Annotated in this window: 19 protein-coding genes and 1 pseudogene; 12 read left to right on the top strand and 8 right to left on the bottom strand. The window is 73.4% G+C overall.

The features are described 5' to 3' along the window. Positions 1-93 precede the first annotated feature (93 nt). The 7 genes from EES43_RS23860 to EES43_RS23890 all read left to right on the top strand — a co-directional run bounded on the left by EES43_RS23860 (position 94) and on the right by EES43_RS23890 (position 7,425). Positions 94-2,997 (top strand): Na+/H+ antiporter subunit A, encoded by a 2,904-nt coding sequence (locus tag EES43_RS23860; RefSeq protein WP_124270617.1) that lies wholly within the window; start codon positions 94-96, stop codon positions 2,995-2,997. Next, entirely contained in the window at positions 2,994-3,611 is a 618-nt protein-coding gene (locus EES43_RS23865; protein WP_124270618.1) for a Na(+)/H(+) antiporter subunit C, read from the top strand. Before EES43_RS23860 ends, EES43_RS23865 begins: the two co-directional genes overlap by 4 nt. Further along, positions 3,608-5,257 (top strand): Na+/H+ antiporter subunit D, encoded by a 1,650-nt coding sequence (locus EES43_RS23870; protein WP_124270619.1) that lies wholly within the window; start codon positions 3,608-3,610, stop codon positions 5,255-5,257. The genes EES43_RS23865 and EES43_RS23870 overlap by 4 nt, the downstream gene beginning before the upstream one ends. Beyond that, a complete protein-coding gene (locus EES43_RS23875; RefSeq protein WP_124270620.1) occupies positions 5,254-5,880 on the top strand; it encodes a Na+/H+ antiporter subunit E in 627 nt (208 codons plus the stop codon). The genes EES43_RS23870 and EES43_RS23875 overlap by 4 nt, the downstream gene beginning before the upstream one ends. After that, the gene (locus EES43_RS23880; RefSeq protein WP_124270621.1) at positions 5,877-6,212 is read left to right on the top strand and encodes a monovalent cation/H+ antiporter complex subunit F; all 336 of its coding nucleotides are present in this window, start codon (positions 5,877-5,879) and stop codon (positions 6,210-6,212) included. The genes EES43_RS23875 and EES43_RS23880 overlap by 4 nt, the downstream gene beginning before the upstream one ends. Next, complete coding sequence (gene mnhG, locus EES43_RS23885) at positions 6,209-6,568, top strand: monovalent cation/H(+) antiporter subunit G (RefSeq protein WP_124270622.1); 360 nt, start codon at positions 6,209-6,211, stop codon at positions 6,566-6,568. The genes EES43_RS23880 and mnhG overlap by 4 nt, the downstream gene beginning before the upstream one ends. A gap of 125 nt (positions 6,569-6,693) precedes the next feature. Further along, on the top strand, positions 6,694-7,425 hold the full coding sequence (locus tag EES43_RS23890) for a CDP-alcohol phosphatidyltransferase family protein (RefSeq protein ID WP_124270623.1): 732 nt from the start codon (positions 6,694-6,696) through the stop codon (positions 7,423-7,425). Here EES43_RS23890 and EES43_RS23895 read toward each other — a convergent pair. Beyond that, complete coding sequence (locus EES43_RS23895; RefSeq protein ID WP_124270624.1) at positions 7,394-7,843, bottom strand: adenylyltransferase/cytidyltransferase family protein; 450 nt, start codon at positions 7,841-7,843, stop codon at positions 7,394-7,396. The genes EES43_RS23890 and EES43_RS23895 overlap by 32 nt on opposite strands. Before the next feature lie 149 nt (positions 7,844-7,992). Between EES43_RS23895 and EES43_RS23900 the strand changes: the two genes are divergently transcribed. Genes EES43_RS23900 through EES43_RS23910 form a run of 3 tightly spaced genes read left to right on the top strand, consistent with a single transcriptional unit; the run spans position 7,993 to position 12,184 of the window. Beyond that, positions 7,993-9,255: a glycosyltransferase gene (locus EES43_RS23900; protein WP_124270625.1), complete on the top strand. Its 1,263-nt coding sequence runs from the start codon at positions 7,993-7,995 to the stop codon at positions 9,253-9,255. Continuing rightward, entirely contained in the window at positions 9,252-10,943 is a 1,692-nt protein-coding gene (locus tag EES43_RS23905; RefSeq protein WP_124270626.1) for a lipopolysaccharide biosynthesis protein, read from the top strand. The genes EES43_RS23900 and EES43_RS23905 overlap by 4 nt, the downstream gene beginning before the upstream one ends. Continuing rightward, positions 10,940-12,184 carry an MATE family efflux transporter gene (locus tag EES43_RS23910; RefSeq protein WP_124270627.1) on the top strand — a complete coding sequence of 415 codons (1,245 nt, stop codon included), beginning with the start codon at positions 10,940-10,942 and terminating at the stop codon, positions 12,182-12,184. The genes EES43_RS23905 and EES43_RS23910 overlap by 4 nt, the downstream gene beginning before the upstream one ends. Here EES43_RS23910 and EES43_RS23915 read toward each other — a convergent pair. Further along, a complete protein-coding gene (locus EES43_RS23915) occupies positions 12,153-13,691 on the bottom strand; it encodes a hypothetical protein (protein WP_124270628.1) in 1,539 nt (512 codons plus the stop codon). The two genes, EES43_RS23910 and EES43_RS23915, sit on opposite strands and share 32 nt — an antisense overlap. A 104-nt stretch (positions 13,692-13,795) precedes the next feature. On the opposite strand from EES43_RS23915, the gene EES43_RS23920 reads away from it, so the two are divergent. Continuing rightward, positions 13,796-14,959, top strand: coding sequence for a glycosyltransferase (locus EES43_RS23920; protein ID WP_124270629.1), 1,164 nt, complete (start codon positions 13,796-13,798; stop codon positions 14,957-14,959). On the opposite strand, the pseudogene EES43_RS23925 reads toward EES43_RS23920, so the two are convergent. From EES43_RS23925 to gmd, 4 genes and pseudogenes are all read right to left on the bottom strand, one after another. Next, positions 14,904-15,811, bottom strand: a pseudogene (locus EES43_RS23925) (glycosyltransferase family 2 protein). The gene EES43_RS23920 and the pseudogene EES43_RS23925 sit on opposite strands and share 56 nt — an antisense overlap. Continuing rightward, positions 15,808-16,527, bottom strand: a complete 720-nt coding sequence (locus tag EES43_RS23930) for a hypothetical protein (RefSeq protein WP_124270631.1) — start codon at positions 16,525-16,527, stop codon at positions 15,808-15,810. Before EES43_RS23930 ends, EES43_RS23925 begins: the two are co-directional and overlap by 4 nt. Further along, on the bottom strand, positions 16,527-18,779 hold the full coding sequence (locus EES43_RS23935) for a LamG domain-containing protein (protein WP_124270632.1): 2,253 nt from the start codon (positions 18,777-18,779) through the stop codon (positions 16,527-16,529). The genes EES43_RS23930 and EES43_RS23935 overlap by 1 nt, the downstream gene beginning before the upstream one ends. A gap of 313 nt (positions 18,780-19,092) precedes the next feature. Further along, the gene (gene gmd / locus EES43_RS23940) at positions 19,093-20,106 is read right to left on the bottom strand and encodes a GDP-mannose 4,6-dehydratase (protein ID WP_124270633.1); all 1,014 of its coding nucleotides are present in this window, start codon (positions 20,104-20,106) and stop codon (positions 19,093-19,095) included. A 117-nt stretch (positions 20,107-20,223) separates the two neighbouring features. On the opposite strand from gmd, the gene EES43_RS23945 reads away from it, so the two are divergent. Further along, positions 20,224-21,207, top strand: a complete 984-nt coding sequence (locus tag EES43_RS23945; protein ID WP_124270634.1) for a GDP-L-fucose synthase family protein — start codon at positions 20,224-20,226, stop codon at positions 21,205-21,207. 59 nt (positions 21,208-21,266) lie between these two features. Here the strand turns inward: EES43_RS23945 and EES43_RS23950 are convergent, their stop codons facing one another. Together EES43_RS23950 and EES43_RS23955 are read right to left on the bottom strand one after the other, a co-directional pair. Continuing rightward, on the bottom strand, positions 21,267-22,817 hold the full coding sequence (locus EES43_RS23950) for an exopolysaccharide biosynthesis polyprenyl glycosylphosphotransferase (RefSeq protein ID WP_206430111.1): 1,551 nt from the start codon (positions 22,815-22,817) through the stop codon (positions 21,267-21,269). A gap of 274 nt (positions 22,818-23,091) precedes the next feature. After that, complete coding sequence (locus tag EES43_RS23955; RefSeq protein WP_124270635.1) at positions 23,092-25,584, bottom strand: SpoIIE family protein phosphatase; 2,493 nt, start codon at positions 25,582-25,584, stop codon at positions 23,092-23,094. Between the last annotated feature and the right edge of the window lie 39 nt (positions 25,585-25,623).

Below are 25,623 nucleotides of genomic sequence, written 5' to 3' on the forward strand. Positions count from 1 at the left end.
GCACCGGGCCGGGTGGTGCGCGGCGCGCCGGTCGGGTGAAGCAGCCACGGGGATATATCTGTACTTAGTGCCCTTTTCTCCGGACGCTCCGCTGTGATCGCGCTCATCGTCTGCCACTTCGCACTGGCGGCCTGCGCGGGCCCGCTGGTGCACCGGCTCGGCAGCCGGGCCTTCGTCGTGCTCGCGCTCCCCCCGGCCGCCGCCACGGTCTGGGCCTTCACCCGCTGGAACACCGCCGCGTCCGGCGGCGAGGTCACCTGGTCCTGGCAGTGGATCCCCGACTACGACGTGGTCCTCGCCCTGCGCCTGGACGCCCTGTCCGAGCTGATGGTGCTGCTCGCCGCCGGGGTCGGGGCCCTCGTCCTGCTCTACTGCGCCTCGTACTTCCGGGGCGACACCCCGCAACTGGCCCGGTTCGCCGGGAACCTGCTCGCCTTCGCCGGCGCGATGCTCGCCCTGGTCCTCGCCGACGACCTGATCACGCTCTACGTGTTCTGGGAGCTGACCACCGTCTTCTCCTACCTGCTGATCGGCCACGGCAGCGAACAGCGGCACAGCCGCCGCTCCGCGCTCCAGGCCCTCACCGTCACCGCGTTCGGCGGGCTCGCCATGCTCGTCGGCTTCCTGATCCTCGGTCAGGCCGCCGGTACCTACCGCATCTCCGCCATCGTCGCCGACCCGCCCGCGACGACCCTCGCGGTGTCCGTCGCCATCGCGCTCGTGCTGTGCGGCGCGCTCTCGAAGTCCGCCGTCTGGCCGCTCTCCATGTGGCTGCCCAACGCCATGGCCGCGCCCACGCCCGTCAGCGCCTATCTGCACGCCGCCGCGATGGTCAAGGCCGGGATCTACCTCGTCGCCCGGCTGGCCCCCGCCTTCGCCGACGTCCCGCTCTGGCGGCCCGTCGTCCTGGTGCTCGGAGCCGCCACCATGCTGCTCGGCGGCTGGCGGGCGCTGCGCCTCAACGACCTCAAGCTCGTCCTGGCCTACGGCACCGTCAGCCAGCTCGGCTTCCTCACCGTCCTCGCCGGGGCCGGCTACCGCGACGCCGCCCTCGCCGCCGCCGCCATGATCCTCGCCCACGCCCTCTTCAAGGCCCCGCTGTTCCTCGTCACCGGCATCGTCGACCACGCCGCCGGCACCCGCGACCTGCGCCGGCTCTCCGGCGTCGGCCGCTCCCTGCCGGCCGTCGCCGCCGTCGCCGTGCTCGCCGCCGCGTCCATGGCGGCGCTGCCCCCGCTGCTCGGGTTCGCCGCGAAGGAGGCCGCGTTCGAGGCGCTGCTGCACGGCACCGCCGCCGACCGGTGGACGCTGGCCGCCGTCGTCGCCGGCTCCGCGCTGACCACCGCGTACACCGTGCGGTTCGTCTGGGGCGCGTTCGCCCGCAAGCCCGGCGTCGCCGACACCCCGGTCCACCGCGTCGGCCCCGCCTTCCTCGCCCCGCCCGCCCTGCTGGCCGTCCTCGGCCTCGTCCTCGGTCCCGGAGTCGGCTGGACCGACCGGCTGCTGGCCGCCTACGCCGACACCTTCCCGGCCACCGAGGCCCCCTACCACCTCGCCCTCTGGCACGGATTCGGCACCGCCCTGCTCCTGTCGGCCCTCGCCTGGGCGGCCGGCGCCGTGCTCTTCGCCGGGCGCACCACCGTCACCCGCCTCTCCCGCCGGATCGCCTGGCCCACCGCCGACAGCGTCTTCGGCCATCTGCTGCTCGGGCAGGAACGTCTCGCCCTCCAGGTCACCGGCTTCATCCAGCGCGGCTCGCTCTCCGTCTACCTGGCCACCACCCTGCTGGTCATGCTCGCCGGACAGCTCGCGGTGCTCGTCACCGACCGGCCCTGGACCGGCGCGGTGGGCCCCCGGCTCTGGGACAACCCGCTCCAGGGCGCCATCGCCGTCCTGACCTGCGTCGCGGCCCTGCTCTGCCTGACCGTGCGACGCCGGATGAAGGCCGTCGTCCTCGCGGGCCTGACCGGCTACGGCGCGGCCCTGCTCTTCGTCGTCCAGGGCGCGCCCGACCTGGCGCTCACCCAGTTCTGCGTCGAGACCGTGGCGATGATCGTCTTCGTGCTCGTACTGCGCCGGATGCCGGTCCACTTCCAGGAGACCGTGAGCACCTGGCGCCGGGCCGCCCGGGTCCCGACGGCCCTGGCCGCCGCCGCCACGGTCGGCGTCGGGGTGTGGGTGGCCGCCGCCGCCCGCACCGCCGAACCCGCCGGAGCGGCCATGGTCGAGGAGGTCGCCGAGCACGGGCTCAAGGACGTCGTCGCCACCATCATCGTCGACCTGCGGGCCTGGGACACGATGGGGGAGTCCGCGGTCCTCGCCGCCGCCGCGATCGGCGTCACCAGCCTCATCTACCTGCACCGCCGCAGCGAGGGCGCCATGGTGCCGGGGGAGTTGCTGGGGCGTACCGCCTGGTCGCTCTCCGCGCGGCACTCGGCGCGCCTGCCGCGGGGCGACGACGCGGCCCCCGAACGCGGCTGGCTGGCGGCCGGCGCCACGCTCGCGCCGGAGCACCGCTCGATCGTCTTCGAAGTCGTGGCCCGGCTGCTGTTCCACCCGATCCTGGTGCTCTCGGTCTTCCTGCTGTTCTGCGCGGAGAGCCTGCCCGGCGGAGGCTTCGTCGCCGGTCTCGTCGCCGGGGTCGCCCTGATCACCCGCTACCTGGCGGGCGGCCGTTTCGAACTGGCCGAGGCCGCACCCCTGCAACCCGGGCTCTTCACCGGCCTCGGGCTGTTGATCTCCACCGGCGTGGGCCTCGCCGGGCTGGTCGACGGCACCGTGCTGCACGCCTTCACCTACTACGGACGCCTGCCGGTCTTCGGCCGCTTCCACGCCGGTACGTCCGTCCTGTTCGACTTCGGCGTCTACCTGCTGGTCCTCGGCGTCGTCCTGGACATCGTGCGGGCCCTCGGCGCCAAGGTCGACCGGCAGATCGAACGGGCGGCGGGCGCCCTGGCCCCCGCGGGCGGCCCCGGGCCGGAAGGAAGCCCCCGATGACCGTCAGCGCCTCGCTCCTCGCCGCCGCCGTGGTGCTCTGCGCCGTCGGCGGCATCCTCATGCTGACCCGCCCGCTGACCCGCATCCTGCTGGGGGCCGTCATCACCGGCAACGGCATCAACCTGCTGGTCCTCTCCGCGACCGGCTCCGCCGGGGCCCCGCCCCTGCTGTACGGGGTGGCGCTGCACCGGGTCACCGACCCGCTGCCGCAGGCCATCGCGCTCACCGCCATCGTGATCACCCTGGCCACCACCGCGTTCCTGCTGGCCATGGCCTACCGCAGCCACCAGATCACCGGCACCGACGAGGTGCACGACGACCTGGAGGACCGGCGCGTCGTGCTCCGCGCCGAAGTACTGGGCGAGCGCGACCAACTGCGCGAGGACTACCGCTCCGGAGCCGAACCCACGGCCGAGGAGCGCGAGCGCTACCGCGAGGAGCGGCGCAGACTCCGCGAACGGCTGCGCGCCGACCGGGCCCGCCAGGCGCGGGGCCGCGACGCCTCCGGCAACCTCTGGCACGACGTGCTGGGCGCGGACCCGGCGGACTACGCGACTGACGGCGGCGGCGACCACGACGACCGCTACCCCCGCGACCGAGGAGCCGCCGGATGAACGCCATCGTTCCGCTGCCCGTGCTGCTGCCGCTCTGCGCCACCGGACTGAGCCTCACCTTCGGCACCCGCCTCAAAAGCGTCCAGCGCTTCATCAGCGTGGCCGTGCTCAGCGCCGTACTCGCGCTCTCGGTCATCCTGATGGTCGCCGCCGACAGCGGGGGCCCGCTCTCCGTCCACCTCGGCGACTTCGCACCGCCGCTCGGCATCACGCTGGTCGCCGACCGGCTCTCCGCGCTGATGCTCACGATCTCCTCGGCCGTCACGCTCTGCGTGCTCGTCTACTCCCTGGGCCAGGGCATGACGGAGCAGGACAAGGAAACCCCCGTCGCGGTCTTCCACCCCGCCTACCTGATCCTGGTGGCCGGGGTCTCCTGCACCTTCCTGGCGGGCGACCTCGTCAACCTGTACGTCGGCTTCGAGATCATGCTGGTGGCCAGCTTCGTCCTGCTCACCCTCGGCGGCACCGGCCCCCGGATGCGGGCGGGCTCCACCTACGTGATCATCTCGCTGTTCTCCTCGATGCTGTTCCTCACCGCCATCGCCATGACCTACGCCGCCACCGGCACCGCGAACTTCGGCCAGCTCGCCGAACGCCTCGGGGAGCTGCCCCTCGGCGTGCAGACCCTCATCCAGGCGATGCTCCTCACCGTCTTCGCCATCAAGGCGGCCGTCTTCCCGCTCGCCGCCTGGCTGCCGGACTCGTACCCGACCGCCCCGGCCCCGGTCACCGCCGTCTTCGCCGGCCTGCTCACCAAGGTCGGCGTCTACTGCATGCTGCGCACCGAGACCCTGCTCTTCCCCGGCAACCGCCTCGGCGACCTCCTGATGTTCGTCGCCCTCGCCTCGATGGTCATCGGCATCCTCGGCGCGGTCGCCCAGACCGACCTCAAGCGGCTCCTGTCCTTCACCCTGATCAGCCACATCGGCTACATGGTCTTCGGGATCGGCCTCGCCACGCGCGAGGCGTACAGCGGGGCCATCGTGTACGTCGCCCACCACATCACCGTCCAGACGACGCTGTTCCTGGTGGCCGGACTGATCGAACGGCGCGGCGGCACCACCGAACTCACCCGCCTCGGCGGCCTGGCGCGGGCCGCGCCGATGCTCGCGCTCCTGTTCTTCGTCCCGGCCATGAACCTCGCCGGCATCCCGCCGCTCTCCGGATTCATCGGCAAGCTCGGCCTGATGCGCGCGGGTGTCGCCGACGGCGCGGTCTGGGCCTGGCTGCTGGTCGCCGGATCGGCCGCCACCAGCCTGCTCACCCTGTACGTGATGGCCAAGGTGTGGAACCTGGCGTTCTGGCGGGCCGCGCCGCCCGGACTGGCCGCCGCCGGAACCGTCCTGGAGTCCGGCGACGACAGCGACGAGGACGTCGACGCGGGCCCCGACGACGTCCCCGGCACCGGCGACGAGGGCGTCGAGCCGCCCCGCCCGTCCGGAGCCGTCGCCGCGGCGACCCGCCGGGGGAGGGCCGTCACCACCACCAGCCGGCTGCCCCGCCTGATGACCGCCGCCACCGCCGCCACCATCGTGCTCGCCCTCGCCTTCACGGTCTTCGCCGCACCCCTCACCGCCTACACCGACCGCACGGCCGCCGAACTCATGAGACGCACGCCCTACGTCGAGGAGGTGCTGGACCGGTGAGCCGCTTCGTGAGGTTCTCGTTCCGCGATTCCGGACTGCCGCCCTTCAGCTGTGAGTTCGGACGGCGCGGCCGGGTGCTGGACCTGCCGCTGATCGCCTGGCTCACCGTCATCTGGGTGATGCTGTGGTCCACCCTCACCTGGGCCAACGCCGTGACCGGCGTCCTCGTGGCGATCGCCGTCTGCCTCGCCTTCCCGCTGCCCCGGGTCGACCTCGGGCTGCGGCTGCACCCCTGGGGCATCCTGTGCCTGGCCGGATACCTGCTCTACGACATGTACACCTCGGCCGTGAAGGTCACCCGGCAGATCTTCTCCGGCCTTCCGCACCACGCCGCCGTCATCGGCGTACCGCTGCGGTGCCGCAGCGACCTCATGCTCGCCGCCACCGCCGTCGCCGTCTCCAACGTGCCCGGCGGCTCCATCATCGAGGTGCGCCGGGCCACCGCCACCCTCTTCCTGCACGTCCTGGACGCCGACCGGCCCGAGGAACTGGAGGCCGCCCGCCGCTCGGTGTGGCGGCTGGAGGAACTGACCGTACGGGCCTTCGGCACGCGCGACGAGATCGCCCGCGTCGCCGAACCGCCCCCACCGACCCAGCCCGCCGCCGGGAGGCCCGCACCGTGAGCGCACCCCAACAGGTCGACCGCATCCTGCTCACCACCGCCGTGGTCCTGCTCCTGCTGGCCGGAACACTGCTGCTGGCCCGGATCTGGCGCGGCCCCTCGATGCTGGACCGGGCCATCTCGCTCGACGTCCTGGCCGCGCTGATCATCGCCGGGCTGGCCGCCAAGTCGGCTTTCGCCCGCGACGCGTTCTACTTCCCGATCATGCTGGTGCTGGCCTTCCTCGGCTTCACCGGCTCGGTGGGCATCGCCCGCTTCATCGCCGTGCGCGACCGCCCCCGGCCCGCGCCCCGCCCCGGGCATCCCGGCGGCGGCGCGGAGGGACCGCGGTGAACGTCCGGCTCCAGATCGCCGACACGGCCGGGGCCGTCCTGCTCCTCATCGGCGCGGCGATCTGCCTGCTCGGGGTGATCGGCATGCTGCGGCTGCCCGACGTCCTCTCCCGCAGCCACGCGGCGACCAAGCCCCAGACCCTCGGCATGGTCCTGGTCCTGGCCGGCGTCGCCCTGCGGCTGCGCAGCGGCATGGACCTCGCCACACTCGCCCTGATCGCGTTCTTCCAGATGCTCACCGGGCCCGTCGCCTCGCATCTGGTGGCCCGCTCCGCCTACCGCACCGGCCAGATCGAGCACGGCGAACTGCTCCTCGACGAACTCGACGAGCAGCTCACCGAAGAGAGACGGCCCTGATCCGGGGCACGTTGAACGCTCCGACGGCCGGGCCCGCGCCGCCGGGACGGGCAGTCGCGCCGATCACCCCCCGGCCGGGCCGCGCGCATGCCATGATGCGGGCAATGCCGGACGCTGGGGGGCGTATGGGAAGCACGGGCACAGTGCTGCGCGAACTGCGCGGCGCACAGAAGAGCGCCAAGGGCGTCTCGCTCTACTCGCGGTACGTGAACCGCCCGGCGGGCCGGGTGCTCGCCGCCTGGGCGTACCGCATGGGACTGACGCCCAATCAGGTCACGTCCATCAGCGCGTTGTTCACCTACGGGTCGCTCGCCGCGGTCGCCCTCGTCGAGCCGTCCTGGCCGCTCGGGGCCGCCGTGTGGGCGGGCCTGGCCATCGGTTTCGCCTTCGACTCCGCCGACGGCCAGCTCGCCCGGCTCACCGGGCGGGGCGGGCCCGACGGCGAGTGGCTGGACCACGTCGTGGACTGCGGGAAGATGATCCTGGTCCACACCGCCGTGCTGATCTCCTTCTACCGCTTCGCCGAACTACCGTCGCAGGGCTGGCTGCTGCTGCCGCTCGCCTTCCAGTTCGCCGCGGTGCTCACCTTCTGCGCCGGGCTGCTGCGCGAGCAACTGGGCAAGACCGCCGTGAGCGGCCCGGGACCGGCGGGCGCGGTCGCCGCTCCCGTCTCCCGGGTGCGGGCGCTGGCCCTGCTGCCCGCCGACTACGGCGTCTTCTGCCTGGTGTTCGCTCTGCTCGGCGCACCCGGAGCCTTCCGGGCCGGGTACGCCGTGCTCGCGGTGGTGCACACGCTCTTCCTGGCCGCTTTCCTCGCCAAGTGGTTCAGGGAGCTGAGAGCGCTCCGGGCCGGCTGACGAGGACGTCCAGCGCCCGGCGCAGCTGGGTGCTGGACGTGTGCACGGTGTACGGGAAGTAGACGACCTCCACGCCGACCTCGGCGAAGTCGTGCTCCAGCTTCTTCCCCTTGTCCGTGCCGCGCCAGTCGTCCCCCTTGAAGATCACGTCGAACCGGACCTGCTGCCAGGTCTCGACCTTGTCCGGCACGGTCTCCACGAAAGCGGCGTCCACGAACCGCACGCTGCGGACGATCTCCAGTCGTTCGCGCAGCGGGATCACGGGTGTGTGGCCCTTGGCGAGCGCGGCCATCTCGTCCGAGACGACCCCCGCGACCAGGTAGTCGCACTGACTGCGGGCGTGCCGCAGGATGTTCAGGTGTCCAACGTGGAACAGGTCGTACACCCCGGGCGCGTAACCCACCCTGTGCTGCACCATCCGTATCTCTCCCCCCACGGTGAACGTGATCCGGTGATGTTCCGACGACCTTACTGTGAAGAACACTTGTGCAAGCCGTGAACGGATAAGCTCGATGGGGCTGTTCCCCGGGGGGAGCAGCGGCTGTCGTGGGGGAAGGCGATCGTCCGATGTCCGATGTCGACCGGCACAGGCCGCTCGAAGGCCGCCGCCTTCTGGTGGTATCGACCAACTACGCACCGGAGGTCACGGGGATCGGCCCGTACGCCACCCAGCTCGCCGAGCACTGGGCCGCCTCCGGCGCCCGCACCGAGGTGCTCACCGGAATGCCGCACTACCCCTCCTGGCGGCTGGACGAGCGCTACCGGGGCGTGCGGCGGACCACCGAGAGCCGCGGCGGGGTCCAGGTGCACCGGCGACGGCACTATGTGCCGTCCCGTCAGACCGCTTTGCGCCGAGGGCTGTTCGAGGCGAGCCTGCTCGCCACCGGGATGATCGCGCCGCCGCCGGGCCGACCGGACGCCGTGATCGCCCAGATGCCCAGCCTCGCCGGAGGAGTCCTCGGAGCCCGCCTCGCCCGCCGCCACCGCGTGCCCTACCTGCCCGTCGTCCAGGACCTGATGGGGGCCGCCGCCGCGCAGAGCGGCATCCGCGGTGGCGGCAGGGCGGCGGCCGTCGCCGCCGCCGCCGAACGGTACGCCCTGCGCGGCGCGGCCCTCGTCGGCGTCATCCACGAGAGCTTCGTACCGGGCGTCACCGCGCTCGGCGTCGATCCCGGCCGCATCCGGATCGTCCCCAACTGGACGCACGTACAGCCTCCTTCGGCCGACCGGGCCGCCACCCGCGCCCGGCTCGGCTGGAGCGAGGATGCCACCGTGCTGCTGCACTCCGGCAACATGGGCCTCAAGCAGGGGCTGGAGGTGCTGGTGGACGCCGCCCGCTCGGCCCCGGACCTCCGCGTCGTCCTGATGGGCGACGGCAACCAGCGCGACGGGCTGCGCGCCCGCGCCGCCCGGCTGCCCAACGTGGACTTCCTGGAGCCCGCCGGAGCCGAGGAGTTCACCGACGTCCTCGCCGCCGCCGACGTCCTCGCCGTGACCCAGCGGGCCTCGGTCCTCGACATGAGCGTCCCCTCCAAGCTCACCTCCTACTTCGTCTCCGGCCGGCCCGTGATCGCCTCCGTCGCCGACCGGGGCGGCACCGCCGACGAGGTCCGCCGCTCCGGCGCGGGCGTCCTGGTCGCCCCGGAGGACCCGGCCGCGCTGCTGGAAGCCGTACGGGGACTGGCCGCCGACCCGGCCGCCGCCGACGCGCTCGGCGCGCACGGGCCGCGCTACGTCGCACGCCACCTGAGCCGGGAGGCGGGCCTGGCCCGGTTCGACGCCCTGCTCGCCGAGGTCCTGACGGACGTACGAGGGAGCACCCGCCGATGACGCATCCCAACCGCGCCCTGGAGGACCAGGACGAACCGGCCCTGCTGCGCGACCAGTTCCGCCAACTCCTGCGCTACCGCGCGCTGCTGGCCACCGGGGTCGCCATCGGCCTGCTCGGCGGCGGCTACCTCGCGCTCAGCGGCGAGGACACCTACACCGCCACCGGCGAGGTGCAGGTGCGCTCCGCCACCGCCGACCCCTTCGCCACCGGGGCCGCCGCCGACAAGGGCATCAACATCGGCTCCGAGCGCCAGACCGCCGTCAGCGACACCGTCGGCACCCTCGCCGCCGGCACGCTGCTCAAGGCGGGCGACGACGTCACGGCGCGCTCCCTGCTGACCGGACTCCAGGTCACCAACCCGCCCAACACCCTCACGCTCCGCTTCGCCTACACGGGCGCCACCCCCGAGCAGGCCCGCGCCCGCGCCGAAGCCCTCGCCCAGGCCTACCTGGCCCACCGCCGGGCGCGCACCGAGGAGAGCATCGAGAACATGTCCGACGGCTACCGCGCCCAGCTCGACCCGCTGGAGGAGAAGCGCGACCTGCTGGAGGAGCAGACCGGGCTGAACGCGGCCGACGACGTCAGCAGCGCCCGCGCCAACATCATCGTCGCCATCTCCGAGCTGACCCGGAAGATCTCCGAGCTGAAGGCCCTCGACACCACCCCCGGCTACCTCAACAGGAAGCCCGTCGCCCCGACCTCGCCCACCGGCCCCGGGCTGCCCCTGCTGCTCGGCCTCGGCGGCGTCGTCGGCCTCGCCCTCGGCCTGCTGCTGTCCTGGGTGCGGCTCGTCTTCGACCCCGCCGTACGCTCCACCCGCGAACTGGTCCACTCGCTCGGAGCCCCGCTGCTCGGCACCCTGCCCCGGGAACGCGGAGCCGCCGGGGCCCTGCTCGCCATCGGCCGCGGCGGCTCCCGGCTCGCCGAGGAGTACCGGGCCGTCGCCTTCCGCCTCGCCTACGATCCCGCCTTCGCCGGGAGCCGCCGCCTGCTGGTCACCGCCCCGCGCGACGACAACGCGACCGCTGCCGCCGCAGCCGCCAACCTCGCCGCCGCCTTCGCCGAGATGGGCCGCGACGTCCTGCTCGTCGAGGCCGATCTGCGCACCCCGAGCCTCGCCCGCCGGCTCGGCTCCGCCGCCCACGAGGTGCGTCCGCCGCGCTGGGCCGCGGGCGAGGGCGACGGCAGCTGGCCCACCGGAGCCCGCTCGAACGTGGACGTCCCCGGCTCCGGGGCCTTCGCCCTGGTGGCCGGGGCCCCGGCGGAGAACGTCCCGCGCGCCCTCACCTCGCCGTCCGTGGGCCGCATCGTCGCCGAGGCCGACCGCCCCGGCGCGGTCGTCATCGTGCTCGCCCCGCCGGTCCTCTCCTACGCGGACGCGGTCGCGCTCGTCGACCGGGTGGCGGGCGTCATGATCGTCTGCGACCCGCGCGAGGTGCACCGCAGCGACCTGGAACGCATCCGCGAGATCATCGGAGCCTCCGGCGGATCGGTCCTCGGCGCACTTCTCCACCCGAGCCGCGGCCGACTGCGCCGGGGCGAGCGCACCCCGAAGTCCGCCCGGCTCCGCGCCAGCGGCCCGGGAGACGGGAGGCCCGCCCCCGCGCCGGGCGCTCCCGCGCCGACCGGAGACCCGACCGAGACGCTCGGTCTGCGCACCGTCACCGTGCCCGCCGCGCGCCGGTGAGAGCCCGCACCGCCGTCCTGTGCTCGGTCGCGGACCAGGGCGTGGCGGCCCTCACCAACATCCTGGTGCTGGTGGCCGCCGCCCGCCTCTCCACCGTCGCCGACTTCGCCCGCTTCTCCGCGGTCTACCTCGTCTTCACCGTGCTCCTCGGCGTCTTCGGCGCGTACACCGGACAGCCGCTGGTGCTCAGGCGCGGCGCGGACGAGGAGACGCGCGGCGCGTGCCGCTCCGCCGCCGTCTTCACCGTGCTCGCCGCGACGGCGCTGGGCGCGCTGCTGGCCGCCGTCTGCCTCCTGGTGCCCGGCGACACCGCCCGCGCGCTCCTGGTGCTCGGCGCGGTCCTGCCCGTGGTGCTCGGGCAGGACACCGCCCGCTATGCCTTCGCCACCCTCCAGCGACCCCATCTCGCCCTGGCCTCGGACCTGTTGCGGCTGCTCTGCGTGCTCGGCGCGCTGTCCCTCCAGACGTACGGGGCCTCACCCGCCCGGCTGATCGCCGTCTGGGGCCTGTCCGCGCTGCCGGCCCTGCTGCTGTCCGCCGCGCTGCTGCACCGGTCCACCGCCGGGGCGCCGCTCGCGCTGCGCCCGCTGCTGCGGCGCGGCCACCTCGGGCGGCGGTTCACCGTCGAGTTCGGCGTGGGCAACGCCACCAGCCAGCTCTCCGTCCTCGGCCTCGGCGCCGTCGGCGACCCGCTCCTGGTCGGCGCGCTGCGCGGCGCCACCACCCTGTTCGGCCCACTGAACGTGCTCTTCACCTCCGCCACCTCCTTCGGGCCCCCGCTGCTCGGCCGCATCGCCCAGGAGCGGGCCCGGGTGCGCGCCACCGCGGGACTCGCCGCACTCCTCGCGGCCACCGCCGCGCTCTGGGCCACCGTGCTCGCCCTGCTGCCCGACCGCGCCGGACGCGAACTCCTCGGCGACACCTGGCCCGTCGCCGCGGCCCTGCTGCCCGCGACCGGCAGCCAGTACGCGGCGATGGCCGTCGGCACCTGCGGGCTGCTGGCCCTGCGGATGCTCGACCCGCGCACCACGCTCGCCATCCAGGTGGTGTTCTCGCTCACCGCCGTCGCGTTCCTGGCCTGCGGTTACGCCGTCGGCGGCGTCCAGGGCGCCGCCTGGGGGCTCTGCCTGGGTTCGGTGTGCAAGGCGGCGGCCACCTGGATCCGGGTGGCCCGGCTGCGCCGGAGAGGGCCCGCGCCCACCGGGGCCGTCACCGCCGACGCCCTGCCCGCCGCTCCCTGAACGTGCTGATCAGCAGCAGGCACAGGGCCGCGATGGCCAGCTTCCCCGCCGCCTGGAGCAGTGGGCCGCGCAGCAGGATGAACGTGTAGCCGGCGATCAGCGGAGCGACGATCGCCAGGACGCTGCCCGGTCCGGGCCCCGCCCGGGTCACCGCGAGCGCGTACCGCCGGTCGGTGCGCGCCGCCGCGTACCCGATGAGCGCGAGTCCGCCGATCATGCCCCAGCCGCCGAAGTCGACCCAGAACTCCGTCCACAGCGGGGCCGACAGGTTGGTCATGTTCATCCCCATCCACTGACCGACCCGGACCCCGGTGTCCTCCGGCTTGCCGCTCCACACGGCCCGGGGCACGAAGAACAGCCCCGATCCCGCCAGTTGGCGGCCGTAGGTGTGGCCGCGGGCGTCCACCCAGGAGATCGTGTTGGCGAACATCACCGTCTGGTCGTAGTCCTTGGTGGCCAGCGGCTCGAAGACCGACGCCGACTGCACCGGCCGGTACCCCTCGTCGTCGTACCGGAACCGGTCCGCGTACGGGAAGAGCACCAGCGCCCCGACCACGCCCATGGCCAGCACGCTCCGGTAGACCGCCGCGCTGCTGGGGAACGCGGTGAACAGCATTGACACCAGCACCGTCAGGAACCAGTAACGCGCGTTGGAGACCGGGTTGTTCACGATCAGGTTGACGACGGCGAGCGCCACCCACACCAGCACCGTCGACGGCGTCCTGCGGGCCCGGTGCGAGGTCACCAGGCGCCGGGTGTAGAAGAGCAGGGCCAGCAGCGCCGGCACCGTGCCGAAGCCCTTCAGGAACGCCGAGCCCACGTTCGACTCGCTCGCCGTGACCCCGCTGGCCGCCACCGTCGCGCTGATCTCCTGCCGGCTGGAGAAGAACACCGCGGGCCCGCCGAGCTTCAGCACGTAGTACCCGCTCGCCGCGAACGCCAGCACCACCAGCAGCCGCAGCCGCAGCGGATGCGCCACGGCCGGCCCGCCCGCACCCCGCGCCGAGGGCGTACGCCGCCGCAGCGGACGCCGCGAGGCCAGCAGCGCCCCCAGGTCGAACGCCGCGCACCCCACCAGGATCATCGCGATGGCGGTCACCAGGTCGGAGCGCGGCCCCACCATGGGCGTGGGCGTCTGCCCGATCACCACCTGCGCGAACGGCGCCACGCCCATCGCGATGTACACGAACATCCAGAAGACGCCCTGGAGCAGCCGCCGCCGGGTGGAGAGGATCATCGTCGACAGCCGGACCCCGGCGTAGCAGGTCAGGACGAGCTGGAGCCAGTACGCGGTGTCCCGGACGCCGTTGCCGGGCTGGGCGGCGATCACCGCCGGCAGGAAGCAGACCAGCGCCAGGATCAGCGGCACGGCCAGGGCCCGCGACAGCATCGCCCAGGCGATGGGCCGCGCGGGCGGCTCCGGCGGGCCCTGCGGAGCCGGCGCGTCGGTGGGACGCGTGGCCGCGTCGGAAGCCGGACCGCGCGCCGACGTGTGCACGGACGTCATGCGCCCCCCGTTCCGTGGACCGTGAACACTCTAACGAATCAGCCCACTTGAGGGGGCGGGATGGCTACGCTGTGAACAACCGGCCGAGGTCGAGGGGAACCCTGGTGAAGATCCTGCACGTCGTCACGCTCCACACCCCGGACCACGCGTTCGGAGGGCCGACCCGCGTGGCGCTCAACCTGTCGAAGGTCCAGCGCGCGGCGGGCGACGACGCCCGCGTCATGGCCCTCGGCGACGGCTTCCCGGACGGCGAACTGCCCCGGCAGGTCGAGGGAGTTCCGGTCCACCTCTTCCAGGCCCGGCACCTCCTCCCGATGTTCGAGGTCAGCGGCATCACCTCCGCCGCCCTGCTGCGCGCTGCCCGCCGCATGATGCGCGGCGCCGACCTCGTGCACGTCCACCTGATGCGGGACCTGGTGACCCTGCCCGCCGCGCTGCTCGCCCTCGCCTCCCGCACACCGCTGGTCGTCCAGACCCACGGGATGGTCGACCCGACCGAGAAGCGGGTCGCCCAGCTCACCGACCTGCTCGGGGTACGCACGGTGCTGCGCCGGGCCGACGCCGTCCTGCACCTGACCGAGGCGGAGCGCCTCGACGTGAACGCCGTCGCCGCGCCCGTCCCGCTGACCCGCACCGTACGGCTGGTCAACGGCGTCCGCCCGCAGGAGCGCAAGCCCGCCCGCGAGCCCGGCCGCCCGCCCACCGTGCTCTTCCTCGCCCGCATCCAGGCGCGCAAGCGCCCCGAGGACTTCGTCGCGGCGATGCCCCACGTCCTGGCACGTCACCCCGACGCCCGCTTCGTGCTGGCCGGACCGGACACCGGCGCGCTGCCCGGCGTCCTGGCCCTCGCCCGGGAGCTGGGCGTCGCCGGCAGTCTGGACCACGTCGGGCCGCTCGGCCACGAGGCGGTCCTCGCGGCCGGCCGCGAGGCCGACGTGTACGTGCTGCCGTCGATCGAGGAACCGCTGGGCGTCTCCGTGCTGGAGGCCATGTCGGTCGGCACACCGGTCGTCATCACCCGGACCTGCGGACTGGCCCCCGACGTGGCCGGGGCCGGTGCGGGCCGGGTGATCGACAGCCGGGTCGGCGAGGACGCGGCCAACGCGCACAAGGTCGCCGACGCCGTCCTGGAACTGCTGGAGCCCGAGGCCGCCGAACAGGCGGGCAAGGCGGCCTGGGAGCTGGTGGGCGACCGCTTCGCCATCGACGTCGTCACCGCCGCCCTCCGACGGACCTACGAGGACGTGGTCCGCCGGAGGGGGCGGTGAGCGGCGCGCCGTTCACCGTACGGGCTTCTCACGGGACTTGAGCGCGATCTGCCAGCGGTAGAAGCTCATCGCCAGCGCGAAGTCGAGGCCCGCGCGGCCGTCGAGGAAGCCCCGCCGGTAGACGTACATGTACGCGAACGAGACCAGCGGCTTGAACGGCGCCTTGTGGAACAGCTGCCCCTGCCGCGACTTGACCCGGCGCACCTGCTCCTTGACGTCCGGGTGGTGCTCCAGCCACGCCTCCCAGTCGGAGTACCGGTTGTGCCGTTCGAACCAGGCCGTGACCGGGTCGAGGTCCTGGTGCTCGATGGGGTTGGTCAGAGCGCCCGCCGTCTGCGCGACCGGCTGGTAGTGCCCCTCGACCTCCCCGATGCCCGGTGCGTCGAGGTCCCCGACGTCCGGGTAGCGGCAGCGGGTGCGGTCGGTCAACGACCGCTTGCGGATGGTGTATCCGTGCCGCAGCCGCTTGCCGGAGAACCAGTAGCCGAGCGGGATGTCGTACGCGGCGGGCTTCGGCGCGGCCGGGTCGGCGAAGACCTCCCGCAGCTCGGCCAGGAGCCCCGGGCTCAGCCGCTCGTCGCCGTCGAGCAGCAGGATCCAGTCCAGGTCGGTGCGTACGTTCTCCAGGCACCACTGCTTCTTGCGCGGATGGCCGCCGTCCCAGGTGTACGTGACGACCTCCGCGCCGCACTCCTCGGCGATCTTCGCGGTGTCGTCGGTGCTGTGGGAGTCGACCACGACGACGGCCTCGAAGTGGCCGAGCACCGACCGGACCGCCTCCGCGATGTTCAGGCCCTCGTTCTTCGTGGGGATCGCCACCGCTATCGGCAGTCTCGTCGTCCCGCTGGTCATCGTGCGGCTCCTTCGGGCAGCCAGGCGTAGCAGCCTGTCGAGGTGAACGTGCGCGTGCCGGGAGGGATGGTGATCCTCCGGGAGGCGCCGGTGTCGGAGGTGCCGGAGGCCAGTTCCCTCTTCCCCGCGCCGGCGATCCGCCATGAGCAGTTCGCGGTGGGGGAGGCGGACCGGTAGACGCCCGGCCGGAGCTTCTTCCCGGTGTGCGTGCCGTCGGCGTAACCGAGAGCCGCCTCGTCCACCAGGTCCTGGTGGCGCGGGCAGAGGCCGGCGACCGCGTCGGCGGCGTCCGGGATCTCGTTCGTCACGATCGCGCCGACGGCGGTGTCCCGGTCGGCCTTGACCAGGTAGCGGAGCTTGTCGCACGTCTCCTGGCCGCTCTGGAGCACGGCGGCCGGATCCATGCCCCGGGGCACCCGGTTCTCCAGGTACCGCTTCTGCTCCTCGGTGAACGTGCCGGTGGCCGGGGTGATCGCGTCCGCGGGGACCGTGGGGAGCGCGGACGGCCCGGCCGGGGCGGGCGGGCCGGAGGAGGGGCGGGCCGCCGGGGCCTTCGAGGAGGGCGCGGCGGCCGGGCCGGGAGCGGAGGGCCCGGAGGCCGCGGGGCGTCGTGCGCCCGCGGCCTCCGGGCCGTTCCCGCCGGCGGACGAGCCGCAGGAGGCCAGTGCCGCCGTCAGGAGGACGACGGCGGCGCAGGCCGGGAACGGGTTCCTCATCAGCCCTTCCTCAGGGCGTAGTGCGCGTTGACCTGGGAGGCGCTCAGCGCGGTCGGGTAGACGGCGGTCTCGTCGATCTGACCGGCGAAGAAGTCGCTGGTCGGCCGGTTGGGCCAGCCGGACAGGCTGTCGCCGCCGACCCGCCAGTACCCCGGGTAGTTCTCGTTGCCGCTGACCAGGATGTTCGACGCGCGCAACTGGCCGTCCACGTAGAGGGACATGCCCCAGGTGCCCTGGGTGGCGACGACGTGGTGCCACGCGCCGTCGTTGTAGGCGGCGGAGGTGGCGACGGTGCGCGCGCCTGCGCTGTTCACGCCGAAGACGAGCCGTCCGTCGTTGCGCATGTAGACGTGCTTGTCGTCGCGGGTGCTGTTCTGCTGAGTCATGTTGCCGAAGCCGATGATCTTCCCGCCCCGGGTGGTGGTGGTCCTGATCCAGGTCTCCACCGAGAAGCGGGTCGGCTGCGCGTGCTGCCGGTTGCTGTACGCGTACTCGTCGCTTCCGTTGAACCCGATCGCGGTGGAGGGCCCGGCCACCGCCGCGGGCGTCTGCCGGTAGGCCGGCCCGTTGCGCAGGAAGCCGTTGTTCCGCTCGCCGCTGCTGTCGTGGGCGAAGGTCGCGCCACCCTCGTCGTAGCGCCAGTACAGGGACGCGCCGTCGGCCCGGACCCGGGCCGCGTAGGACTCCGACACGGACTGCACGGTCGCGGACTGGACGGTCGACTTGGCGCTGGTGTTGGCGCCGTCGCTCGCGGTGATCCGGTAGGAGTGGGTCTCGCCGGGGGCCACGTCGGTGTCCGTCCAGCTCAGCTCGGGCCGGTTCCAGAACACCGAGGAGCCGGTGGTCGTGTGGATGGGGGTGTTCGAGCCGTCCTTGTAGATCCGGTAGGTCAGCTCACCGTCGTCGGTGTCGAAGCTGGACTGCCAGTTCACCTCGATCCGCCCCGGGTCGAGCGTGGACAGGCTGACGTTGGGCACCCACGGCGCGCCGGTGTCCGGTCCGTCCGCGAACCGGGTCAGCCCCTGCTGCGGCGATCCGTTGACGGTCGTGAACTCGCCGCCGACCCACAGGTAGTGGCGTCCGCCGCTGTCGGTCTGGCTCATCACGCGCGGCCCCACGGGCTCGCCGATGCCGTCGTTGGTGTCCGGGAACCACGGCAGCAGCTTCGGTTCGTCGACCGACTGGGCCAGCAGGTGCTTGCGCTGCTGGTCGGGGAAGGCGCCCATGCTGGAGCAGTCGTGGGCGTGGCTGCCGCTGTAGAGCACGCCGGAGTGGACCAGCACCGCCTGGGTGGCTCCCAGGCAGGTGTCGCGCCACCGCTGCTCGAAGTCGTCGAGGTCGACGGCGATCCGCCCGTCGAAGACGCCGCCCCCGGTGCCCTCGTTGGCGGTGTAGAAGCCGGTGGCGTCGGATGTCAGGTCCTGCACCGTGGAGTTGTTGCTGATGAAGCCGGGATAGGACTTGGCCACGGCTCCGGTGGTCGCGTCGACCACGGCGAGGGCATGGCTGCTGACGCCGTTGATCCGGAAGAAGTCGCCGCCGAGCACGACCCTGCGCCCGTCCGGGGTCACTTCGAGGGCGCGGGCCACCTCGTCCGCGTTCGCCGTGAACGGGAGCAGGGACGCGCCGGTCGTCACGGCGGCGAACTTGTTCCTGACCTGGCCGCCGACGCTGTTGAAGTCACCGCCGAGGTAGACGGTTCCGGCGGTGACGGCGAGCGTCCGCACGGTCGCGGAGACGGAGATCTTGAAGTCCTCGCGCGGTGTGCAGGTGGCGGTGTCGATCGCCGCGATGTTGCTGACCCCGACACCGTTCACCGCGCCGAACTGGCCTCCCGCGTAGAGGGTCCTGCCGTCGGGGGACAGCGCCAGGGACCGGACGGTCGCGGTGCCGGAGGAGACCGTGAACGACAGCGAGCAGTCGGTGGGCGCTCCGGTCGCCGCGTCGAACGCGGCGAAGTTCACCGCGGGCTGTTCGCCGGTGCCCGGTGCGGCCTCGGGCGGGCGCAGGGTGGAGAAGGTGCCGCCGGCGTAGACCACGCCGTCGCGCGCGGCCATCGACCAGACGATGCCGTTGGTCTGCCAGGTGGTGAGATCGTCCGCGGTGATGGCCACCGGCGGTGTCAGCGCCGCCGTCGGGGAGGCGCCGACCGCGGTCGCGGTCAGTGCTCCGGCCAGCAGGCAGAGAGCTGCGGAGGCGGCCCGAACACGGCCGCGTCCTCCGGTTCTCCGCCCCGTACTTCCGTTCATCATTCAGCTCCGAAGGTGAGAACGAGCTGCGGCCGAGGGGCCGCGGGTCCTGCCTCGCCCGGCCGGCGGCGGGGACGCCGGGTCCCGTGGCCGGTTCGGGGGAGTGGGTGGGCGGAGCCGACGGCCCCGCCCGCGGCCGGCGCGATGAGCCCCACCGGGGAGCCGGTGGGGCCGGCGGCTGCGCCGGTGACGGTCCCCGGCGCGGGCGCGCGGAGCGCCGGCCGGGTGCTGTGGGGGCGACCCGGGGTGTCCGGGGCGCAGGGGGCGGGCGGCGGGTCGCGCCGCGCGCGGAGCCGGGCCGGACGACCCGGCCCGCTCATCTGTCCACCCGCACGGCGGCCCCGCTGAGCTGGTCGGTGAGCAGGCGGACGTCCGCGTCCACCATGATCCGGGCCAGCTCCCGCGACTTCACCGAGGGCTTCCAGCCGAGCAGTTCCTCGGCCTTGGACGCGTCGCCGATCAGCGCGTCGACCTCGCTGGGGCGCTCGTACTTGGGGTCGTAGCGCACGTGCTCGCGCCAGTCCAGCCCCGCGTGCTCGAAGGCGAACTCCAGGAACTGCCGCACACTGACGCCCTCGCCCGTGGCCACCACGTAGTCGTCCGGGGTGTCGCACTGGAGCATCCGCCACATGGCGTCGACGTACTCCGGCGCGTAGCCCCAGTCCCGCACGGCGTCCAGGTTGCCCAGGTGCAGCCGGTCCTGGAGCCCGGCCTTGATCCGTGCCACCCCGCGGGTGATCTTCCGGGTCACGAAGGTCTCGCCGCGCCGGGGCGACTCGTGGTTGAACAGGATGCCGTTCACGGCGAACATGTCGTACGCCTCGCGGTAGTTGACCGTCGCCCAGTACGCGTACACCTTGGCCACGCTGTACGGGCTGCGCGGGTGGAACGGGGTCGCCTCGTTCTGCGGCGGCGGGCTCGCGCCGAACATCTCGGAGGACGACGCCTGGTAGATCCGGGTCTGGATGCCGCTCGCCCGGACCGCCTCCAGCAGCCGGATGGTGCCGAGCCCGGTCACGTCGCCGGTGTACAGCGGGGCGTCGAAGGAGACCCGCACATGCGACTGGGCCCCCAGGTTGTAGACCTCGTCCGGCCGGATGTCGCGCAGCAGGTTCACCAGCGCCACCCCGTCGGAGAGGTCGGCGTGGTGCAGCACGAACGAGCGCTCCGGCTCCTCCGGGCCCTGGTAGATGTGGTCGATCCGCTCGGTGTTGAAACTCGACGACCGCCGGATCAGCCCGTGCACCGTGTAACCCTTGTCGAGCAGCAACTCCGCCAGATACGAGCCGTCCTGGCCGGTCACTCCCGTGATGAGCGCGCTCTTCGCCACGATTCCCCCTCCCCTTGCCGTTCGCCGCTGCGGCGAACTGTTCACCGACATATCGGAATTGAAGCGTTCTGCGGCAAGACGTCTCCGCAGCCCCCCGCTGCTGGCACAATCCGTGCCATGACGACCGAACTCCCCGTCCCGTCCGAGGAATCCGCCCGCTCCCTACTCCCTCCCGGCTCTCGCATATTCGTCGCGGGACACCGCGGTCTCGTCGGCTCGGCGGTGGCCCGACGCCTCGCCGACGACGGCCACGAGGTGCTGACCCGGGGCCGCGACCGGCTCGACCTGCGCGACGCCGCGCGGACCGAGACGTTTCTGCGGGAGGCGCGCCCGGACGCGGTGGTGCTGGCCGCCGCCAAGGTCGGCGGGATCATGGCCAACAGCACGTACCCGGTGCAGTTCCTGGAGGACAACCTGCGCATCCAGCTGAGCGTGATCGCGGCGGCGCACGCTGCCGGGACCCGCCGGCTGCTGTTCCTCGGCTCGTCGTGCATCTACCCCCGCCTCGCCGCGCAGCCGATCCGCGAGGAGTCGCTGCTCACCGGCGAGCTGGAGCCCACCAACGAGGCGTACGCCCTCGCCAAGATCGCCGGAATCGTCCAGATCCAGTCCTACCGGCGGCAGTACGGCCGCTCCTACATCAGCGCCATGCCCACCAATCTCTACGGGCCCGGCGACAACTTCGACCTGGAGACCTCGCACGTCCTGCCCGCGCTGATCCGCCGCTTCCACGAGGCGCAGCGCGACGCCGTGCCCGAAGTCACCCTCTGGGGCTCCGGAAGCCCCCGCCGCGAGTTCCTCCACGTGGACGACCTCGCCGCCGCCTGCGTACGCCTGCTGGAGGTCTACGACGGCGACGAACCCATCAACATCGGCTGCGGCGAGGACCTGACCATCCGCGAACTCGCCGAGACGGTCGCCGAGGTCACCGGCTACCGGGGCCGCGTCGGCTGGGACGCCTCGAAGCCCGACGGCACCCCCCGCAAGCTGCTCGACGTGACCCGGCTGACCTCCCTCGGCTTCGCGCCGCGGATCCCGCTGCGCGAGGGCATCGCCCGTACCTACGCCTGGTGGCTCGGCCAACTGCCGCCTTCCGTCTGACCGTTCGGCAGCCGCCGTTCGGCGTTCCGGGGCTCCTCGCATCCGCACGCCCGCCGCCCTCAGTACGCCCCGCGACCGTCGGTGACGGCGCGCACCGTACGGGCGAGGAGCCCCATGTCCGTGGCCACCGACCAGTTGTCGACGTACCAGAGGTCCAGCGAGACGGTCTCCTGCCAGGACAGCTCGGAGCGCCCGCTGACCTGCCACAGCCCCGTCAGCCCCGGCTTCACCGCGAGCCTGCGGTGCTCCCGCTCGTCGTACCGGGACGCCTCCTCCGGCAGCGGCGGGCGCGGCCCCACCAGCGACATGTGCCCCAGCAGTACGTTCACCAGCTGGGGAAGCTCGTCGATCGACGTGCGGCGCAGCGTCCGGCCGACCCGCGTCACACGCGGATCGCGGCGCATCTTGAACAGCGGTCCGTCGACCTCGTTGGCCGCGGCGAGCTGCGCCTTGCGCGCTTCGGCGTCCGCCACCATCGTGCGGAACTTCCACATGGTGAAGGGCCGGTTGTGCTGCCCGTGCCGGACCTGGCGGTGGAAGACCGGCCCGCGCGACGACATCCGCACGCTGAGCGCCACCGCCAGTAGCAGCGGTGCCAGCAGCAGGAGTCCGACCAGAGCGCAGGTGCGGTCCAGCACCGCCTTCGCCGCGGCCTGAGGCCCCCCGCGCAGCGGTGGCGTGATGTGCAGCAGGGTCAGCCCGGCCGCGGCGACCGGCCGGACCCGGGCCGCTGCCACCTCCGACAGCTCGGAGAGTACGCACAGGGCGACCCCGCCGTCGTGCAGCCCCCAGCCGAGCCGCCGCAGCCGGTCTCCGGTCAACCGGGGCCCCGGGGCCACGAGTACGAGATCGGCCTCGTGGGCGTAGGCCCCGCCCAGCACCGTGGTCACGTCGTCGTCGGCCGGGAAGGAGCCGAGGCGCCCCGGCACGGGGACGTCCGCGCGCACCCGCCCCGCAGACCCCACCGGTATCGCCGCCACCAGCTGATAGCCGTGGTCGGTACGGGAGTTGAGCAGCTCCGCCGCCCGGTCCACGCCTCCGGCCTCGCCCACCAGCAGCACTCGGCGCACCGCCCCGCCGCGACGCGTCCCGCGCGGCCGGCGCCGCAGCCCCTGCGCCGCCGTGGCGACGAGCAGCCCCGGCGCCACCGCCACGACCGCGGTCGCCGGATCGATCGGGGCCCCGGTCGCGGTGTGCAGCACGGCCAGCACCCCGACGAGCACCAGCCAGTCGCCGACGCCGCCCAGCGGCTCCGCCGGCTCGTCGGGCAGCCGTGCGGCGTACCGCCCGCGAGCGGCGCGCAGGGCGGCCCACAGCAGCCCGGCCACGGCGGCGGCGGTCTCCGGCCGCGGCTGGTCGCCGGCCCGCAGCAGCAGCCAGGCCGGCAGTGCGAGCCCCAGCAGCTCGGTCAGGGCCGCCAACGGTGGGCGGTGGCCCCGCCGGCCGCGGACGGGCGCCCGCTCGGACGGGTCGCGCGGCGCGGTCGGGGCCCGCCACAGCTGCTCCAGCGCCGCCGCGCGGTTCCGGGACGCGGCGGTGCGGGGGCGCGGCGCGCCCCGGAGCCCCACCGGCCCGGATATGCCGGTTTCCGGTATTTCGACATGCCCCATGAACCCCCCAGTCACAGTCGCACCCCCACAAACGCGACGCATCCGTCGATCCCATGGACTGACGGATGCGCCCTCGCTCGGTGCACGATATCCACACACGTGCCATTTCGCTGGAGTTCCCGTGAAGTTCAGACGCCTCGTTCCGGACCTCCCCGATTCCCCGAATCCCTTCGACTCGGCTGTCACTCAAGGAAAGTGACGGTGCGTCGGCTCGGTAAGCGCTTGCGGCGACGACCCGCGCGGGGCCGCTCCCGCAACCGCTCCCGCCGCTGGATCAGCCGAACGCGGCCGGCGGGAACGCCTGTTCGGTCCAGATGGTCTTGCCGGTCGGGGTGTACCGCGTGCCCCACCGCTGGACGAGCTGGGCCACGATGAACAGCCCGCGCCCGCCCTCGTCGTCGTCCTTGCTGAGCCGCAGGTGCGGCGAGGTGTGGCTGCCGTCCGCGAGTTCGCACAGGAGCGTCCGGTCGCGGATGAGGCGCAGGCGCAGCGGTCCGCCCGCGTGCCGCACCGCGTTGGTGACCAGCTCGCTGACGACGAGTTCGGTCGAGAACGACAGCTCCTCCAGTCCCCACGCCTCCAGTTGGCCGGTGGCCAGCTCGCGGGCGCGGCCGACGGCCAGCGGCTCGGCGGTCAACTCCCAGTCGGCCACCTGCCGGTCGCTCAGTTCGCGGGTGCGCACCAGCAGGAGCGCGGTGTCGTCGGCGGTCGTCCCGTCCGGCGCCAGCTCGGAGATCGCCCGGTCGCACAGCTCCTCCAGCGAGGCCTGGCGGTCGCCGAGGACGCGGCCCAGGGTGTCGAGGCCGAGGCCGATGTCGTGGTCGCGGGCTTCGACCAGGCCGTCGGTGAACAGGGCCAGCAGGCTCCCCGCCGGCAGCTCGATCTCCGCCGACTCGAAGGGGAGCCCGCCCAGGCCGAGCGGCGGTCCCGCGGGCAGGTCCGGGAACGACACCCGGCCGTCCGGGTCGACGACCGCCGGCGGGAGGTGCCCGGCGCGGGCCATCACGCACTGGCGCGAGACCGGATCGTAGACCGCGTAGAGGCAGGTCGCCCCGGTGGTCACCTCGTCGTACGTGTCCTGGGACGAGCCGTGGACGTCCGACTGCTGGCTCACCGGCTGGCCCACCAGGTCGTCGAGGCGGGTCAGCAGCTCGTCGGGAGCCATGTCGAGCTGGGCGAAAGCGCGTACGCTCGCGCGCAGCCGGCCCATCGTCGCGGCGGCCCGCAGCCCGTGTCCGACGACGTCCCCGACCACCAGCCCGACCCGCGTCCCGGACAGCGGGATCACGTCGAACCAGTCTCCGCCGACCCCCGTCGCGGCGTCCGTCGGCAGGTAGCGGTAGGCGATGTCGACGGCGGACAGCGGCGGCACGTGGTGCGGAAGCAACTGGCGCTGGAGGACGAGCGAGGCGGTGCGTTCGCGGGTGAACCGGCGGGCGTTGTCGATGGACACCGCGGCCCGGGCCGCCAGCTCGTCGGCCAGCGCCACCTCGCCGTTGTCGAAGGTGGTGGCGAGGCCGAAACCGTCGCCGCGCACGAAGGTGACGAGCCCCAGGACGCTGCCACCGGCGCGCAGGGGGACCACCAGCGCGCTGTCGTCGAGCACCAGCCCGCCGGAGGCCAGGCTGCGGTTCTGCGGCGAACCGGGCGGGTAGGCGACCGGCGGATAGCGGTGCCGCGGATCGTCGGGGTCCTCCGGGTCGCCCGCCTGCGTCCCGCCGGCCGCCCGCGCGAGATCCGGATCGGGCGCCCCGGCCCGCGCGGGCCGCTCGGCGACCCGCAGGAGAACGGTGCCCGCCGCGTCGGCGGCGGTCGGCGCCTCGCCCGTCACCGTGGCCCGCGTGACGTCGACCCGTACGGCGGCGGCGAACCCCGGCACGGTCACCTCGGCGATCTCCTGCGCGGTGGTGACCACGTCCAGCGCCGTGCCGATGCTGCGGCCCGCCTCGACCAGCAGGGCCAGCCGCTGCTGGGCGCGGTGGCGGTCGGAGATGTCGAAGGAGTCCTCGCACACTCCGAGCGCGTGCCCGTGGGCGTCCTGGAGCCGGTAGTAGGAGCAGGACCACAGGTGGTCCTGCTCCGGATCGGTGGGCGGACGGTCCAGGAAGTGCAGGTCGAGGATGGGTTCGCCGGTGGCGAGGACGTGGCGCATGACGCTGTCGAGCGTCTGCGGGTATCCGGTGGTGACGAAGCGCCCCCGGGGATACAGCTCCCCCGGCCGCCGGCCGCGGTACTCCTCGAACGGCCGCCCGATCTCCCGTTCGTAGGCCGTGTTGCTCCAGGTCAGACGGAGGTCGGTGTCGTAGATGGCCAGCCCGACCGGCGACTGCGTGGCCAGGCCCTGGAGCAGGGCGAGCCGCGACTCCCACTGACGCAGCGTGTCCAGTTCGGCCACCACCAGCACCCGGTCCGGTGCGCCCGCCGGGGTGCCGCCGGGCCCGTCCGGCAGCGTGCACATCGCCGTTCCGACCAGCAGCTCGCTGCCGTCCGGGCGGCGCGCCAGCCGGATGTCGTGACCCGCGATGGTGGGCCCGGCCGCGGAGGGGCCGGTCTCCGTCCGGGAGCGGGGCCCGCCGCCCGGCGTTGCCGACAGGAACGCGCCCACCGGCCGGCCGACGGCCTCGTGCGCACCGCAGCCGAACAGCTCCGCGGCGGCCGGGCTCCACCCGATGACGGTGCCGGCGGCGTCGAGCACCACCGTGGCGGCCCTGGTGATGTCCAGGGGGCCGCGGAAGTCGGCGTTCTCCGCCGTGTTCGCTGCGCTCACCGCGCCACACCGGCCTGGTTCATTACTCTCAGAATCCGC

This window comes from Streptomyces sp. ADI96-02 (genome assembly GCF_003846185.1).
Lineage (GTDB): Bacteria > Actinomycetota > Actinomycetes > Streptomycetales > Streptomycetaceae > Streptomyces.